At 68.0% G+C, this 14,713-nt stretch carries 18 protein-coding genes; 2 read left to right on the forward strand and 16 right to left on the reverse strand.

Annotated elements, in window-relative coordinates; translation table 11 throughout:
* Positions 1 to 94 precede the first annotated feature (94 nt).
* Genes BZG35_RS04170 through BZG35_RS04185 form a run of 4 tightly spaced genes read right to left on the reverse strand, consistent with a single transcriptional unit; the run spans position 95 to position 2,763 of the window.
* A complete protein-coding gene (locus BZG35_RS04170) occupies positions 95 to 1,126 on the reverse strand; it encodes a quinone-dependent dihydroorotate dehydrogenase (protein ID WP_077354502.1) in 1,032 nt (343 codons plus the stop codon).
* A complete protein-coding gene (locus BZG35_RS04175) occupies positions 1,123 to 1,494 on the reverse strand; it encodes a DUF952 domain-containing protein (protein ID WP_077354503.1) in 372 nt (123 codons plus the stop codon). Before BZG35_RS04175 ends, BZG35_RS04170 begins: the two co-directional genes overlap by 4 nt.
* Positions 1,491 to 2,003, reverse strand: coding sequence for a histidine phosphatase family protein (locus BZG35_RS04180; protein WP_077354504.1), 513 nt, complete (start codon positions 2,001 to 2,003; stop codon positions 1,491 to 1,493). Before BZG35_RS04180 ends, BZG35_RS04175 begins: the two co-directional genes overlap by 4 nt.
* Positions 2,004 to 2,013: 10 nt before the next feature.
* Positions 2,014 to 2,763 carry a class I SAM-dependent methyltransferase gene (locus BZG35_RS04185; protein ID WP_077354505.1) on the reverse strand — a complete coding sequence of 250 codons (750 nt, stop codon included), beginning with the start codon at positions 2,761 to 2,763 and terminating at the stop codon, positions 2,014 to 2,016.
* Positions 2,764 to 2,825: 62 nt separating this feature from the next.
* On the opposite strand from BZG35_RS04185, the gene gloB reads away from it, so the two are divergent.
* Positions 2,826 to 3,554: a hydroxyacylglutathione hydrolase gene (gene gloB, locus BZG35_RS04190; protein WP_077354506.1), complete on the forward strand. Its 729-nt coding sequence runs from the start codon at positions 2,826 to 2,828 to the stop codon at positions 3,552 to 3,554.
* On the opposite strand, the gene BZG35_RS04195 is transcribed toward gloB, so the two are convergent.
* The 11 genes from BZG35_RS04195 to BZG35_RS04245 all read right to left on the reverse strand — a co-directional run bounded on the left by BZG35_RS04195 (position 3,555) and on the right by BZG35_RS04245 (position 13,749).
* Entirely contained in the window at positions 3,555 to 4,301 is a 747-nt protein-coding gene (locus BZG35_RS04195; protein ID WP_253189264.1) for a DUF4908 domain-containing protein, read from the reverse strand.
* A gap of 81 nt (positions 4,302 to 4,382) precedes the next feature.
* Positions 4,383 to 5,108: an acetoacetyl-CoA reductase gene (gene phbB, locus BZG35_RS04200; RefSeq protein WP_077354508.1), complete on the reverse strand. Its 726-nt coding sequence runs from the start codon at positions 5,106 to 5,108 to the stop codon at positions 4,383 to 4,385.
* Between the two features lie 122 nt (positions 5,109 to 5,230).
* On the reverse strand, positions 5,231 to 6,289 hold the full coding sequence (locus BZG35_RS04205; RefSeq protein ID WP_077354509.1) for an NAD(P)-dependent alcohol dehydrogenase: 1,059 nt from the start codon (positions 6,287 to 6,289) through the stop codon (positions 5,231 to 5,233).
* 66 nt (positions 6,290 to 6,355) lie between these two features.
* The gene (locus tag BZG35_RS04210) at positions 6,356 to 7,105 is read right to left on the reverse strand and encodes a DUF72 domain-containing protein (protein ID WP_077354510.1); all 750 of its coding nucleotides are present in this window, start codon (positions 7,103 to 7,105) and stop codon (positions 6,356 to 6,358) included.
* Between the two features lie 10 nt (positions 7,106 to 7,115).
* Positions 7,116 to 8,471: a glutamate--cysteine ligase gene (locus BZG35_RS04215; RefSeq protein ID WP_077354511.1), complete on the reverse strand. Its 1,356-nt coding sequence runs from the start codon at positions 8,469 to 8,471 to the stop codon at positions 7,116 to 7,118.
* Between the two features lie 82 nt (positions 8,472 to 8,553).
* Positions 8,554 to 8,994: an ion channel gene (locus BZG35_RS04220; protein WP_077354512.1), complete on the reverse strand. Its 441-nt coding sequence runs from the start codon at positions 8,992 to 8,994 to the stop codon at positions 8,554 to 8,556.
* 4 nt (positions 8,995 to 8,998) lie between these two features.
* The gene (locus BZG35_RS04225) at positions 8,999 to 9,712 is read right to left on the reverse strand and encodes a 16S rRNA (uracil(1498)-N(3))-methyltransferase (protein ID WP_077354513.1); all 714 of its coding nucleotides are present in this window, start codon (positions 9,710 to 9,712) and stop codon (positions 8,999 to 9,001) included.
* A 9-nt stretch (positions 9,713 to 9,721) separates the two neighbouring features.
* Positions 9,722 to 10,114, reverse strand: a complete 393-nt coding sequence (locus tag BZG35_RS04230) for a hypothetical protein (protein ID WP_077354514.1) — start codon at positions 10,112 to 10,114, stop codon at positions 9,722 to 9,724.
* Positions 10,115 to 10,124: 10 nt separating this feature from the next.
* Positions 10,125 to 11,303: an acyl-CoA dehydrogenase family protein gene (locus BZG35_RS04235; protein WP_077354515.1), complete on the reverse strand. Its 1,179-nt coding sequence runs from the start codon at positions 11,301 to 11,303 to the stop codon at positions 10,125 to 10,127.
* Positions 11,304 to 11,480: 177 nt separating this feature from the next.
* Positions 11,481 to 13,262: an acyl-CoA dehydrogenase C-terminal domain-containing protein gene (locus tag BZG35_RS04240; protein WP_077354516.1), complete on the reverse strand. Its 1,782-nt coding sequence runs from the start codon at positions 13,260 to 13,262 to the stop codon at positions 11,481 to 11,483.
* 4 nt (positions 13,263 to 13,266) lie between these two features.
* Positions 13,267 to 13,749, reverse strand: coding sequence for a MerR family DNA-binding transcriptional regulator (locus BZG35_RS04245; protein WP_077354517.1), 483 nt, complete (start codon positions 13,747 to 13,749; stop codon positions 13,267 to 13,269).
* Between the two features lie 81 nt (positions 13,750 to 13,830).
* Between BZG35_RS04245 and BZG35_RS04250 the strand changes: the two genes are divergently transcribed.
* On the forward strand, positions 13,831 to 14,034 hold the full coding sequence (locus BZG35_RS04250; protein ID WP_077354518.1) for a DUF2256 domain-containing protein: 204 nt from the start codon (positions 13,831 to 13,833) through the stop codon (positions 14,032 to 14,034).
* Here BZG35_RS04250 and BZG35_RS04255 read toward each other — a convergent pair.
* The gene (locus BZG35_RS04255; RefSeq protein ID WP_077354519.1) at positions 13,994 to 14,440 is read right to left on the reverse strand and encodes a DoxX family protein; all 447 of its coding nucleotides are present in this window, start codon (positions 14,438 to 14,440) and stop codon (positions 13,994 to 13,996) included. The genes BZG35_RS04250 and BZG35_RS04255 overlap by 41 nt on opposite strands.
* Between the last annotated feature and the right edge of the window lie 273 nt (positions 14,441 to 14,713).

A 14,713-nucleotide genomic window follows, 5' to 3' on the forward strand; every position in this document is an offset into this window, starting at 1 on the left:
ACGCTTCTGTTCTGGCCTCCGACATGTACACCCCGACGACTGGCGGTGTTCGTCCCGCCAAGCTCCAGAATGGCAGATCGGGACTAACGCTCCGTCAACGGGCGCGGCCGACGGCCTCGGTGACTGTGGAAAATCCGTCGGCGCGCAGCCGGGCCGCCAGGTCGCGCTTGATCGCCCCGACCAGGGCGGGGCCTTCATAGATCAGGGCCGAATAGATCTGGATCGCCGAGGCCCCGGCCCGGATCCGTTCATAGGCGTCCCCGCCCGAGGCGATGCCGCCGACGCCGATCAGCGGCAGCCGATCTTCGGCGGCCTCGGCGGCATGTCGCAGGGCCGCCAGCGCCAGGGTCTTCAACGGCGCGCCGGACAGGCCGCCCGCCTCCGCCCGGTCCCCGGATCTCAGGGTCTGGGGCCGGTCCAGGGTGGTGTTGGAGACGATCAGGGCATCGATGCGGTGGGCCAGGGCCGCCTCGACGATCATGGCGATCTCGGCCGCCGTCAGGTCCGGCGCGATCTTCAGGAACACCGGTGCCGGCGTGTTCCGCGCCTCTGCCACCCGCCCCAGCAGATCGTCCAGCGCCGCGCGTCCCTGAAGGGCGCGGAGACCGGGCGTGTTGGGCGAGGAGATGTTGACGGTGAAATAGTCGGCGAGCCCGGCCAGGCGACGCAGGCCGGTGACATAATCGGCCGCGCGATCTTCGGTGTCCTTGTTGGCTCCCAGATTGGCCCCGACGATCGCCTGGGCCGGTCGGTGCGACAGATGCCCGGCGAAGGCGTCGAGCCCGTCGTTGTTGAAGCCCATCCGGTTGATGATCGCCCGATCCGAGGTCAACCGGAACAGCCGTGGCCTGGGATTGCCAGGCTGGGCGAGCGGCGTGACCGAGCCGCATTCAAGAAAGCCGAAACCCAGGCGCGACAGGCCGGCCAGAGCCTCCGCATTCTTGTCGAGACCCGCCGCCAGTCCGATCGGATTCGGCAGGCTCAGCCCCGCCAGGCGGGTGGCCAGAACGGGGTCGTCGGACGCGGGGCGGGGGAGCGGCGCATGCTTCAGCGCCGCGATGGCCAGGCCATGCGCCGTCTCCGGCTCCAGCAGCCGAAGCGCGGCCGCGCCGAGATTGCGGATCACGCCGACGGCTCCGGGTCGGCGAACACGAACCGGCCTTCGGGCGAAACGGCGCAGGCGCGCGCCGAGGTCACGGCCCCGGTCGGCAGGGAGCCATAGAGGTGCGGAAACAGGGCCCCGCCTCGGGAGGGTTCCCAGACCAACTCGTCGCCGACCTGGTCCAAGTCGACGCTCAGCAGCATCAGGTCGGTCTGACCGGCGTAATGTTTCTCGGCGGTGGTGGACAGCTGGTCCGCCGTCGACATGTGGATGTAGCCGTCGGCGAGATCGACGGCCGAACCGTCGTAGGTTCCCTCGCTCACGGCGCGCCGCCACTCCGCCGCGGCGATGATCTTGAAGGCGACGGATGGGGCTTCCGCGGGTTCGGTCAATCGTCCGCTCCGCCGCCAAAGGCCTTGGGCGTCAGGAACCCGTCATAGGCGCAACGCCCCGCCACATCGACTTCGAACACCGCCGCAGCGCCCGTCGGGAACCCGCCCGCCATCCGGTCCAGCACCGACGGCGAGGCGGCGCTTTCGCTCAGATATTCCATCGCCAGGAGGTGGACCCCCGGATTGTGGGCGAGGACGAGCAGACAGCCGGCCGCGTCTTCCGCCTCCTCCACGAAGCGACGGATTACGTCGGGGGTGGCGTCGTACAGGCGCGGTTCGATCCGGACCTCGACGTCGCCGAGGGCCTCGTGAATTGCGTCCCAGGTTTCGCGCGTGCGGACGGCGGACGACACGATCGCCAGATCGGGGCGCAGGCCCTTCTCGGCCAGGATACGGCCCATCAGGGCGGCGTCCTCGCTTCCGCGTGGGGTCAGGGCCCGGTCGCGATCGAGGCCGGACGCGGCGGCTCGTTCGGTCTTGGCGTGGCGCATCAGGATCAGGCGGTGCATGGCCAGCCGCTTAAAGGGGTTCGCCGTCGGCATCCAGCCCGCGTGTGACCGTCTGGGGCTGCAGACCGCGCGCCTCGGCCCGCACACGCTGGGTCGCGACCGAGGGACGGATGCGTGCATAGGCCCGGCGCGTGGCCTCCAGCAGGATGACCCCGGCGAAGCCGGGGGCGATGTGGCGGCCGACCTGCTCGAACCCGTCGGCCAGGCCCAGCAGCGGGGTCCAGGGCGGGACGTAGAGGGTCTGGGACCAGGCGGTCGGTTCCAGCCCCGCCTCCCGCACCAGCCTTTCCAGCTGACCGCGGGTAAAGGGTCGGCCGTGGCCGAACGGCGTGGCCTCCGCCCGCGCCCACATGCCGCCCCGCGCCGCCGCCGCCAGGATGATCCGGCCCGCCGGAGCGAGGGCGCGCACCGCCTCGTTCAGAAGTTGGGTCGGATCATCGGCCTCTTCCAGCGCATGGACCAGCAGCACGCGATCAAACGATCCCGCGGCGAAGGGCAGGGCTCGGTCATCGACCAGAAGGGTCCGGTTGCGACCCGCGGCGGGCCACCGTTCGACGCCCTGGCCGGAGGGCATGGCGGCGATCACCCGCCGGGCGCCGACGAAGGCGTCCAGCCAGGGGGTCGCATAGCCGATGCCGAGCACGTCACAGGCGTTCGCCTCGCCCCAGGCGTCCTCGATTCGGCGGGCCAGCAGACGGCGCACCAGAGCCCCGGTGGGCTCGCCGTAGAAGGTTCGCAGGTCTTCGATGGCGCGACGCATGATCTCCCTTATATCCCGTCCGAGGGGCACGCACCAAGGCCGTGTCCGTGAAGGACCGTGCCATGCCCCTGACCGTCCACCTGTTTCCGGCGCGTACCGACAACTATGCCTTCCTGGCACGGGACGCGGCGACGGGGATGGTCGCGGCGATCGATACGCCGGACGCCCAGGTGATCCTGGACGGGATCGCGACGCTGGGCTGGGGCCGGCTGGACCGGATCATCAACACCCACTGGCACCCGGACCACACCGAGGGCAACGCCCGGCTCCAGGCCGAGACGGGTTGCGACATCTGGGGGCCGGCGGAGGTGCGCAAGGTCGCCCCGCTGGACCGGGTGGTGGAGGAGGGCGACGTCGTGACCATCGGCGCGACGCCCCTGCATGCGACCGCGACGCCTGGCCATACGCTCGGCCACCTCGTCTTCCGCTCGGTCGAGGATGGAATCGCCTTCACCGGGGACACCCTCTTCCCCCTGGGATGCGGGCGGCTGTTCGAAGGCACGCCGGGGCAGATGTGGGATAGTCTGTCGCGCCTGCTGGCCTGGCCGGACGAGACGGTCCTCTACGGGGCTCACGAATACACGGCCGCCAATGCCCGGTTCACGCTGACCGTCGACGACCGGCCCGAGGTCGCGGCTCACACCGAGGCCATCTTTGCGGCGCGCGCCCGCGGTGAACCGACGGTGCCGACGACGATGGCGATCGAGCGGGCCTTCAACCCGTTCCTGACCGCCGCCGACGGCGCCGAGTTCGCCCGACGCCGCGCGGCCAAGGACGGCTTCGCCGGTTGATCAGTTGCCGGCCACGGCCCGGATGATGCGCGCCGAGGACGGACGTCCTGCCTGACCTTCGTCGGGATCGACCACGATCCGAAGGTCGCCGCGCAGGAAGCTGACGGTGCTGCGGTCGCCCTCCACCAGGGTGATGCTGCGCAGGGTGGCGATGCTGGCCCGGAACGTGGGGCTGCGGGCCATGCGGATCACGGCCTCGGTCGAGACGATCAGGGTGTCGACCATCAGGGCTTCCGACCGCTCGCCTGACAGGTTGATCACCACGAGACGACCCAGCGCCTGGCTGACAAGACTGCCGCGCTGATTCATCAAGGTGAACAACCGGATGGGGCCGAGCGGCGGCAGGGTCAGGGCGGCGGCGGGGCCCGTCCGCGACACCGGCGCGCCGTTCGGAGCCGCCGTCGTGTAGAGTGTGATCCCCCCCGCCGGCGTGACGCGCAGGATCTGGGAGCCGGCGTCGTTGCGGTAGATGATGTCTCCACGCGGCGCGGGTGTCGCCCGCAGCACCCAGGTCTCGGGTCGCCGCTCGAAGCGGAACAGAGGCAGCAGGCCGGTGCCGTCTAGGATGAAGGCTTCGCCGCCGTCGGACACATAGCGGCCGGAGGGCGGCAGGCCGCGCCGGGTCGGCACGGCGATGGCGCGGCGCTGCTCCGCCTGGGCGTTGCTGCGGACCTGAGCGACGGCGAAGTCGGGCGCCAAGGTTATGGCCATCAGCATGGCAAACGCCGCCATATGCGCGACCGGCATTCTTGCCGTCTCGACCTTAACCCGGGACTTCATGGTCGGACGATGGGCGCGCGGCACGGCGGATTTTGGGCAAGCGCCCCCTCAACCCACCAGGTACTGACCGCCGTTCAGCGACAGGGTGCAGCCTGTGACATATCCGGCACGCTCGCCCGACAGCCAGGACACCATGTCGGCGATTTCCTCGCCCTTTCCCAGGCGTCCGACCGGAATCTGGGCGACGATGGCGGCCAGGACCTTCTCGTCCATGGCCCCCACCATTTCGGTGTCGATATAGCCCGGGGCGATGCAGTTGACGGTCACGCCCTTGCGGGCGTTCTCCAGCGCCAGCGCCTTGGTGAAACCGATCATCCCGGCCTTGGCGGCGGAATAGTTGGTCTGGCCCACCTGGCCCTTCTGACCGTTGATTGAGGAGATGTTGACGATGCGGCCATAGCCCCGCTCGCGCATGCCGTTGATCACCTGACGCGTCATGTTGAAGACGCTGTCCATATTGACGCGGATCACGTCGGACCACTGGTCCGCGCTCATCTTGTGGAAGAAGCCGTCGCGGGTGATGCCGGCGTTGTTGATCAGCACGTCGATGGGGCCCAGTGCCGCCTCGACCTCGGCCACGGCGCGGGCGCAGTCGTCGTAGGATCCGACATTGCCTTTCACGACCATCACGCCCAGCTCGCGCGCCGTAGCCTCGGCGGCCTCGGCATTGCCGGAATAGCCGCAGGCGACGGCCAGGCCGTCCTCCTTCAGCCGTTGCGCAATGGCACGGCCAATCCCGCGGGTGCCGCCGGTCACGAGAGCCACTCGAGCCATAAGATGTTCCTTTCCCTGACGGCCCCGTCTGCTGCGGACCTGTTCGCGGAAAGGTTAGCGGGCGATGGCGCAGGGGTCGAGGGCGAGAGACGGACTTGCGCCGTCTCGCCCTCTGACCGGGGCTAGAGCTGCGCCATGTCCAGGACGAAGCGGTAGCGGACGTCGGACCGGCCCATCCGCTCATAGGCCTCGTTGATGCGGTCGGGCGCGATCACCTCGATGTCGCAGGCAATGGCGTTGGCGGCGCAGAAATCCAGCATCTCCTGGGTTTCGCGGATGCCGCCGATCAGCGATCCGGCCACGGAACGGCGACGCCACAGCAGGCCCATGGCATAGACCGGCAGGCCTTCGGTGGTCAGGCCCAGCATGACCATGGTGCCGTCCTTGGCCAGCAGCTGGACCTGGCTGGCGATCTCATGGGTCGCCGACACGGTGTTGATGATCAGGTCGAAGGTCTCGCCCGCCGCCGCCATCGCCTCGGTGTCGGAGTTGATCAGGAAATGTTTCGCGCCCATCCGCTCGGCATCGGCCTTCTTGCGATCGGAGGTGGAGATGACGGTCACCTCGGCGCCCATGGCGGCCGCCTGTTTGACCGCCATGTGGCCCAGCCCGCCCAGGCCGACGACGGCGACCTTGGAGCCGGGGCCGATGTTCCAGTGCTTGAGGGGCGAATAGGTGGTGATGCCCGCGCACAGCAGCGGCGCGGCCGCGTCCAGCGGGATCGAGTCGGGGATCGACAGGACGTAGTTCTGGTCCACTGTGATGTGGTCCGAATAGCCGCCCTGGGTGACGGTCTGGTTGACCGGGCCGCCCTTGGGATCGGGCGAGCCATAGGTCTGGGTCATCCCGGGGACGCAGTACTGCTCCTCGCCTTCGCGGCAGGGGGCGCAGGTGCGGCAGCTGTCGACCATGCAGCCGACCCCGACGCGGTCGCCGACCTTGAACCGGGTGACATTGGCCCCGACCGCCGAGACGACGCCCGCGACCTCGTGGCCCGGCACGATCGGATATTGGGTGTTGCCCAGGTCGTTGGTCGCGATGTGCAGGTCGGAGTGGCAGACGCCGCAGAATTTCACATCGATCGCCACATCGTCCGGACCCGGATCACGACGCTCGAAGCTGTAGGGCTCCAGCGGCTTATCGGCGGCGACGGCGGCGAAGGCGCGTGTGGCGATGGGCATGGCAGTCCGTCCTTGAAGAGAAAGGGATGGACCTAGGTGTGGGCGGGCTCGACCCACCGCAACGGATCAGCCCAGCTTTTTAATCAGCGCCTGGCCCGCCGCCGGGTTCCGGACCTTAGCTCCGGCGATGAAATAGGCGAACACCGCGCCGCGTTTCGACCAGGCCCGGGTCCGGTCGGCGATGGCATCTAGATCGGCCGAGGTCATGCCGGTCGGCTCGTCCTCGCGGCTGGACATCAGCCGGGCATAGGTAAAGTCGGCTGTCGGCTGGTCGATGCGGGGCCAGGTGGGCTCCTCGTCGTCCTCGGCATAGACGATGGCGACGCCGTATTTCGTCGCCAGGTCGAAGAAGGCCGGGGTGTCGAAGGTCGGATTGCGGACCTCCAGGGCGTGGCGCAGGCGAAGGCCGTCGCGCTCCTGGGGCAGCAGTTTCAGGAAGCCCTCGAAATCCTCAGCGTCGAACTTCTTGGTGCCCATGAACTGCCAGTTGATGGGGCCCAGCTTGTCGCCCAGCGCCGTCATCCCCTGACCCAGGAACCGGTCCATCGACTCGCCCATGTCGGACAGGATCTTGCGGTTGGTGCAGTAGCGGCTGGCCTTGACCGAGAAGACGAAGCCGTCCGGCGTCTCGTCGCGCCACTTGATCCAGCTGTCGGGCTTGAAGGTCGAATAATAGGTGCCATTGATCTCGATCGAGGTCAGGGCGCGCGAGGCATATTCCAGCTCGCGCTTCTGGATCAGGTCGTCCGGATAGAAGACGCCGCGCCAGGGCTCATAGGTCCAGCCGCCGACGCCGATACGGATGGGGTGGGTCATGCGTCGCTCCTCAATAGGCGAAGTCGCGGTACATCCGGCTGACGTCGCCCTGCCAGTCGCCATGGTAGAGGTCGAGCAGCCGTTCGGCCGGGGTGACGCCCGTGTCGGCGATGTCTTCCAGCTCCGACAGATAGCCCCGCTCGTCGACCATGCCGCCGCTGAAGCGGGCGCGGTTCTTCAGACCCTGGCGGGCGATGGCAACCATGTCGACGGCGATGTCGCGCACCGACCGGCCGGCGACTTCGGCGCGCAGGCCCAGTCGGGTCACGTCGCGGCGCAGGCGTTCGTGATCCTCGATGTCCCAGTCCTTGCACAGGTCCCAGGCGGCGGCCAGCGAGGGGCCGTCGTAGAAGATGCCGGTCCACAAGGCGGGCAGGCCGCAGATCCGGCTCCACGGGCCGCCGTCCGATCCGCGCATCTCCAGATACTGTTTCAGCCGGACTTCCGGGAACAGGGTGGTCAGGTGGTCGCCCCAGTCCTTCAGCGTCGGCCGCTCGCCGGGCAGGGCGGGCAGTTTCCCGTCCATGAAGTCCCGGAAGGACTGGCCCGAGGCGTCGACATAGCGGTCGCCGCGCTTGGCGAAATACATCGGCGTGTCGAGGGCGTAGTTGGCATAGGTCTCGAAACCGAAGCCGTCCTGGAAGACGAAGTTCAGCATGCCGGTGCGGTCGGGGTCGGTGTCGGTCCAGACGTTGGCCCGGGCCGAAAGGAATCCGTTCGGCCGACCCTCCGTAAACGGACTACAGGCGAACAGGGCCGTGCCGATGGGCTGGAGCGCCAGACTGGTGCGGAACTTGGCCACCATGTCGGCTTCGCTGTCGAAATCGAGATTGGCCTGGATGGTGCAGGTGCGCAGCATCATGTCGAGGCCGAGGTTGCCCTTCTTGGGCATGTAGGACCGCATGATGTCGTAGCGGCCCTTGGGCATGACCGGCACGTCCTCGCGCCGCCACATCGGGTCGAAGCCGGCCCCGAGGAAGCCGAGGTTCAGCTCGTCGGCGACCATCTTGACCTCCATCAGATGCTGGCCGGTCTCGGCGCAGATCTCGTGGATGTCCTTCAGCGGCGCGCCCGACAGTTCGAACTGGCCACCGGGCTCGAGGCTGATGGACGCGGCGTAGCCGTCGGCGTTCTTGCGCTCCAGGGCGATGACGTGGCCGGCCTCCTCGACGGGGGCCCAGCCGAAGCGCTGCAGGCCGGTCAGCATGGCCAGGATGCCGTTGGGACCGTGATAGGCCGGGCGGCGCAGGGTGGACTTGTCGAAGCCGAATTTCTCGTGCTCGGCCCCCACGCGCCACTGGTCTTTCGGCTTCATGCCCTTTGACATGACGCCCACCAGGTCGTCGAAGGTGATCGGATCGGTCATTCAGGCCCCGGCGCGGGCGACGGGCCCGTGGCGGCTAGATGGGCGAGAATGCGGCCGGTCTCAAGGTCCAACGCGGCGACCTTCAGCCGTTGTGATGCCGAGCCGGAATGAAACGCGTCATCAGCGTGACGAAGAAGGCCACGGACCAGCCCAGCAGCATGGAGCCATTGATGCCTTCGATGGCCCCGAGCAGCTTCCACTCCGGGGCCATGACCGCGTCCGAAAATCCGATCGAGCCATAGGCGATGGTGGAGAAATAGACCGCGTCGCGCAGCACGGCGATCGCGCCGATCGCCCGGTACAGGAAGGCGTAGAGCCAGATCTCGACACCATGAAGGACCACGAGTCCCAGGGCCGCGACGACCGCGACGATGGCCCCCTCGCTGGACAGGGGGCTGGCCCGCGCCTCATTGCTCCGCCGGTCCCGCAGGGCCATGGCGTGACCGAGGGCCAGCAGGCCGGCGCCGTGAATCATGACGGTGAGCAGCACCATCACCGTCGCGATGGCCAGCTCCGCCAGCATGTCTCTAACGCTCCCAGTCGCCGACGGCGGCCTGCCACAGGGTCATGGCCGCGATGGCGGCGGTATCGGCGCGCAGAATGCGGGGGCCGAGCGAGACGGCGGTGGTGAAGGGCAGGCCGCGCAGCCGCTCCCGCTCCTCCGGCGCGAAGCCGCCCTCGGGGCCGATCAGGATGGCCCAGGGCCCGGGCTGGGTGACGGCCGAGGCGACCGGTGCCCCGCCGGTCTCGTCGCAGAACATCAGCCGCCTGGCGGGGTCCCAGTCGTCGAGAAGGGTCGCCAGTCTTTGCGGGTCGTCGATGGTCGGCACATCCAGCCGGCCGGTCTGCTCGGCCGCCTCGATGGCGATGGCGTCGAGCCGGTCCAGGCGGACGTGCTCGACATTGGTGCGCTGGGTGACGGTCAGGCGCACGCGTTTGGCCCCCAGTTCGGCCGCCTTCTCGACGATAGTCTCGACGCGCGACTTCTTGACCACGGCGACGATCAGATCGAGGTCGGGGCCGAAGGCCTGGGGCCGCACCTGGTCCTCGACCCGCAGGATCACACCCTTCTTGAGGATCTCGGCGATGACGCAGCGCCATTCGCCGTCGCGGCCGTTGAAGACCAGCAGGGCGTCGCCGAGCTTCAGCCGCATGACCTGGGTCAGGTAGCGGGACTGGTCCAGCGTCGGGGCGACGGCGGCATTGGGGGCAAGATCAGGGGTGACGTGAAGGCGGATCATCGCGGGACTCTAGCTTCCCGGGGGCGTCTCGGGCAGTCGCACGCCGAACGATTTCGCCACGACCGGGAAAATGGCGTCCGCCTCCTCTTCGGTGGTGCCGAACGGGGCGCGCAGGTCCAGCCAGTAGGCGCGGAACTCCGCCCCATCGCTCTTGGCCAGAACGGTCAGGGCGGCCTTGATGCGGGTCTGGGTCTCGCGAGTCAGGTCGGCGAACGGCCCTGCGATGTCGGAGCGCAGAGCCCGCGCGACATCCTTCGCCCCCAGCGGATCGACGGGGCCGAGGCGGTCCAGGGTCGCGGCGTTTCCCGCCTGGCCGATCCAGGGATCGAACAGGCTGTCGAGCAGTTCGGAGCGGGCGCGGGCCTCGCGTTCCGCCAGTCTCTGGGGGGCTGTCTTGCGCATGGGCCCCGTCTTACAGCGAACGCGCGATCAGCACCTTCATGATCTCGTTGGTGCCGCCGTAGATGCGCTGCACCCGGGCGTCCTTGTACAGCTGGGCGATCGGGTATTCGTTCATATAGCCATAGCCGCCGTGCAGCTGGAGCATCTCGTCCAGCACCTCGCCCTGGATGTCGGTGACCCAGTATTTGGCCATGGAGGCGGTGACGGCGTCCAGCTGGCCCTTCAGGTGCAGGCCGATGCAGTGGTCGACGAAGACCCGGGCCACGGTCAGCTTGGTCTTGACCTCGGCCAGTTTGAACTGGGTGTTCTGGAAGTCGAGGATCGACTTGCCGAAGGCCTTGCGCTGTTTGACGTAGTCCAGCGTCTCCTGCAGGCCGCGCTCGGCGGCGGCCACGCCCTGGACGGCGATGTTCAGCCGCTCCTGCGGCAGCTGCTGCATCAGCTGGATGAAGCCCTGGCCCGGGGTGCCGCCGATGATGTTGTCGCCGGGGACCTGGACGTCGTTGAAGAACAGTTCGGAGGTGTCGTTGCCCTCCATGCCGATCTTGTGGAGGTTGCGGCCGCGCTCGAAGCCCTCGACGTTGCCTCCATTGTCGCCGTCGGTCTCGACCACGATCAGGCTGGTGCCCTTCGCGCCCGCCGTCGGGTCGGTCTTGGCCACGACGATGATGAAATTGGCCAGCTGGCCGTTGGTGATGAAGGTCTTGGAGCCGTTCACCACATAGCCGTTGCCGGACTGGATGGCGGTGGTCTTGATGCCCTGCAGGTCGCTGCCGGCGCCCGGCTCGGTCATGGCGATGGCCCCGACCAGCTCGCCGGTCAGCAGGCGGGGCAGCCAGCGGGCCTTCTGCTCTGCCGTGCCGTAGTGCCAGATGTAGGGGGCGACGATGGCGTTGTGCAGGCTGATGCCGAAATGGTCCGCGCCCTTCCAGCCCAGCTGACGCATCAGCACGACCTCGTGGCGATAGTCGCCGCCCATGCCGCCGTCTTCTTCCGGCATGGACAGGCCCAGAAGGCCCGCCTCGCCGGCGGTGTTCCACAGCGCGCGCGGGACGCTGGAGTTGGCGATCCAGGACTGGATCGCCTCCGGCGGGGCGTGCTCGTCGATCCATTTGCCGACGCTGTCGGAGAACATGACGATGTCCTCTTCCAGCATGAAGTCGGGAGAGGGGGTGTCGATGACGTTCATGGGGAACACTCCGGCATTCTCCCTCCCCCTGCGGGGGAGGGTGGCCGCGCAGCGGCCGGGTGGGGGCGGCAAGGCGAGGCGGGCACGGTCTGTGGGGCCTTGCCTGGCCGTCCCCAACCGGTCTCCGCTTCGCGTCGACCCCCTCCCCCGCAGGGGGAGGGAGAGGTCAGTGCGTGATCAGAACGCCTCCGCCGGCATCTGCATCAGGACGTCCGCGCCGGTCTTCAGCTTGGCCAGGTGGGCGGCGGCGTCGGGCAGGATGCGTTCGACGAAATAGCGGCCGGTCTGCAGCTTGGTGACGTAGAAGGGGTCGGTCGAACCGCCGTCGACCTGGGCCTGCGCCGCCTTGGCCATCTGGGCCCACATGTAGGCGAGGGCGGTCAGGCCGAACAGGTTCAGGAAGTCGGTCGAGGCGGCCCCGGCGTTGTCCGGGTTCTGCATGCCGTTCTGCATCAGCCACATGGTGGCCTCCTGCAGCTTCTTCTTGGAGTCGGCCAGGCCGTCCACGAAGGGCTTGATCGGACCCTCGGCGCCGTTCTCGGCCACGAAGGCGTCGATGTCGGCGAACCAGCTCATGATCGCACGGCCGCCGTTGCCGGGCAGTTTGCGGCCGACCAGGTCCAGGGCCTGGATGCCGTTGGTGCCTTCATAGATCATGGTGATCCGGGCATCGCGCAGATACTGGCTGGCCTGGAAATGCTCGGTATACCCCGAGCCGCCGTGGACCTGCATGCCCAGTGACGCGACGTGGAAGCCCTTGTCGGTCAGATAGGCCTTCAGCACCGGGGTCAGCAGACCCATGTAGTCCTTGGCCTTCTGGGCCGTGGCCTCGTCGTCGGACTTCTCCAGATCGGCCTGGAGCGCGGTCCACAGAATGAAGGCCTGGCCGCCTTCGACGAAGGCCTTGGCCTCCAGCAGCATGCGGCGGACGTCGGGGTGGACCATGATGGAGTCGGCCTGGGCGTCCGGGCTCTTGGGTCCGGTCAGGCTGCGGCCTTGGATGCGATCCTTGGCGAACTCCAGCGCGGCCTGATAGGCGGCGGCGCCGATGGCCAGGCCCTGAAGCCCGGTGCCCAGGCGCGCCTCGTTCATGACCACGAACATGTTGTTCATGCCCCGGCCTTCCTCGCCGATCAGCCAGCCGGTGGCGTCGTCATACTGCATGACGGCGGTGGCGTTGCCGTGGATGCCCATCTTGTGCTCGAGGCCGGTGCACTGCAGCGTGTTGCGCTCGCCCAGCGAGCCGTCCTCATTGACCAGCACCTTGGGCACCAGGAACAGGGAAAGGCCCTTGATCCCGGCGGGCGCGCCTTCGACGCGGGCCAGGACGGTGTGGATGATGTTGTCGGTGAAGTCGTGCTCGCCGGCCGAGATCCAGATCTTCTGGCCGGTGATCTTGTAGGTGCCGTCGCCCTGGGGCACGGCCTTGGTGCGCACCATGCCGAGGTCGGTGCCGCACTGGGGCTCGGTCAGGTTCATGGTCCCGCCCCACTCGCCGGTGGCCATCTTGGGCAGGTATTTGGTCTTCAGCTCGTCCGAGGCATTGGCGTGGATACCGGCATAGGCCCCCGCGGTCAGGCCCGGATACATGGAGAAGGCGGCCGAGGCTCCGGCCGTGAACTGGCCGAACGCCATGCCGACGACGGCGGGCATGCCCTGGCCGCCATAGGCCGGATCCGCCGACAGGGCGGGCCAGCCCGCCTCGACCATGGCCTGATAGGCCTCTTTCCAGCCCTTGGGTCCGGTGACGACGCCGTTGTCCCAGTGGCAGCCCTCCTTGTCGCCCGAATGGTTGATCGGGGCGATGACCTCTTCGGCGAACTTGGCGCCTTCTTCCAGAACCTGCTGGACCAGGTCGGACGAGACGTCGGCGAAGCCGGGCGAGTTCGAATAGCGGTCGATCTCCAGGACTTCGTTCAGGATGAAGGTCAGGTCGCGGACGGGCGCCTTGTAGGCCATGGGGTCAGGCTCTCAGTTTGAACGGGTGGTGATGGGGGTGGTCGAGGTGTTCGCGCAGCACCGAGGCATATTCCTCGGCCCCGGGCAGAAGGTCGGGGCGCTGTTCGGTCAGGCGTTCTTCCATCGCGGCGCAGGCCGCCTCGGCCATCTCGATGGCGGCGTCGAGGTCCTCGCGCTGTTGCTTCAGGGCCTCGATCTGGGCCCGGTGGCGGCGCAGGGCGATGGCCATCTGATGGGTGTTGCCGTCGTTGCGGTCGTACAGATCCAGCATCTCCTGGATCTCGGTCAGGGTGAAACCGATCCGACGGCCGCGCAGGATCAGCTTCAGCCGGGCGCGATCGCGGGCGTCATAGACCCGGGTCTGCCCCTTGCGGGCCGGGGTCAGCAGACCCTTGTCCTCATAGAAACGCAGCGCGCGCGCCGTGGCCCCGAACTCGCGGCACAGCTGGCGGATCGAATAGGTGCGATGGTCGTCTGCGGTCGCCATGCCGACGTCATAACTTGACGCGGACGTAAAGGGAAGCTTTCAGGTTGACGCAGCGGCGGTGGCAGGCCGATGCTCGGTCCAATGTCGCGCAAACACGTCAACAAGGGGCTGTCGCCGCGCAAGGGCGACCTGCCGGAGAAGACCTGCGTGGTGTGTCAGCGTCCGTTCGCCTGGCGGGCCAAATGGGCCCGCGACTGGGACGCGATCACGGTCTGCTCCGACCGGTGCCGGTCGGCGAAGAGGCTCAGCGCGGGGCGCGGCGGCCCAGCAGCACCGGGATCGTGATCGCCAGCAGGGCCACGTTGGTCAGGGCCAGGCCGATGTCGAGACCCACGGCGTGCACGACCAGCATGGTGGCCTCCAGCGCGATGAGGCCCACCGCCGCGACCAGCAGCGGCCAGCGACCCAGGGTCCAAGAGGCCAGCGGGGCGATCATCCCCAGGGCCAGAACGATCTCGACGATGCCGATGCCGCGGACCAGATTCTCGCTGACCAGGGCCGGCCAGCCCATCAGGGCGGTCAGGGTCGTCAGCGGCTCGCTCAGCTTGGCGTAGCCGGCGGCGAGGAAGAACATCGCCACCCAGCCTTGCAGGGTCCACAGCGTCAGATTGCGGAACACGGCGCGATTGCGGATCTGCGCCGCCGACAGGGTCGGGCGCGAGGCGGGGGCGGGAGCGAAGGTGATGGACATGCGCGTTTCGTTTCGTCGGGGAGGACGGGATTGGTAACAGTATCTAGATCAGATTGGCCGACCCGTTCCGCAAGGGCCCTGAAGCCCGGGCGTAACCGGTTGTGATGGACAGGCTGTGCCGGAGATACGCGGCGGCAATTCGGCGGTATGCATACAAAACGGTAATCCGTCGGATCACCGTGAACACCATATGGCACGTCTCGCTCGGCTTGTCATCAGCCGTAGACATCAATTGATGACTTATTGTGGCCGGGACCAGTCCGGCAGCGCTGA

Source organism: Brevundimonas sp. LM2, from assembly GCF_002002865.1.
In the GTDB taxonomy this organism is placed as follows: Bacteria; Pseudomonadota; Alphaproteobacteria; order Caulobacterales; family Caulobacteraceae; genus Brevundimonas.

Bases quoted from the DNA above. Each gene is read 5' to 3' on its own strand.
- BZG35_RS04205 (WP_077354509.1), bottom strand. From the start codon at position 6,289: ATGCCCATCGCCACACGCGCCTTCGCCGCCGTCGCCGCCGATAAGCCG.
- BZG35_RS04225 (WP_077354513.1), bottom strand. From the start codon at position 9,712: ATGATCCGCCTTCACGTCACCCCTGATCTTGCCCCCAATGCCGCCGTC.
- BZG35_RS04185 (WP_077354505.1), bottom strand. From the start codon at position 2,763: ATGCGTCGCGCCATCGAAGACCTGCGAACCTTCTACGGCGAGCCCACC.
- BZG35_RS04180 (WP_077354504.1), bottom strand. From the start codon at position 2,003: ATGCACCGCCTGATCCTGATGCGCCACGCCAAGACCGAACGAGCCGCC.
- BZG35_RS04245 (WP_077354517.1), bottom strand. From the start codon at position 13,749: ATGGCGACCGCAGACGACCATCGCACCTATTCGATCCGCCAGCTGTGC.
- BZG35_RS04255 (WP_077354519.1), bottom strand. From the start codon at position 14,440: ATGTCCATCACCTTCGCTCCCGCCCCCGCCTCGCGCCCGACCCTGTCG.
- phbB (WP_077354508.1), bottom strand. From the start codon at position 5,108: ATGGCTCGAGTGGCTCTCGTGACCGGCGGCACCCGCGGGATTGGCCGT.
- BZG35_RS04230 (WP_077354514.1), bottom strand. From the start codon at position 10,114: ATGCGCAAGACAGCCCCCCAGAGACTGGCGGAACGCGAGGCCCGCGCC.
- BZG35_RS04240 (WP_077354516.1), bottom strand. From the start codon at position 13,262: ATGGCCTACAAGGCGCCCGTCCGCGACCTGACCTTCATCCTGAACGAA.
- BZG35_RS04210 (WP_077354510.1), bottom strand. From the start codon at position 7,105: ATGACCCACCCCATCCGTATCGGCGTCGGCGGCTGGACCTATGAGCCC.
- BZG35_RS04195 (WP_253189264.1), bottom strand. From the start codon at position 4,301: ATGCCGGTCGCGCATATGGCGGCGTTTGCCATGCTGATGGCCATAACC.
- gloB (WP_077354506.1), top strand. From the start codon at position 2,826: ATGCCCCTGACCGTCCACCTGTTTCCGGCGCGTACCGACAACTATGCC.
- BZG35_RS04235 (WP_077354515.1), bottom strand. From the start codon at position 11,303: ATGAACGTCATCGACACCCCCTCTCCCGACTTCATGCTGGAAGAGGAC.
- BZG35_RS04250 (WP_077354518.1), top strand. From the start codon at position 13,831: ATGTCGCGCAAACACGTCAACAAGGGGCTGTCGCCGCGCAAGGGCGAC.
- BZG35_RS04220 (WP_077354512.1), bottom strand. From the start codon at position 8,994: ATGCTGGCGGAGCTGGCCATCGCGACGGTGATGGTGCTGCTCACCGTC.
- BZG35_RS04215 (WP_077354511.1), bottom strand. From the start codon at position 8,471: ATGACCGATCCGATCACCTTCGACGACCTGGTGGGCGTCATGTCAAAG.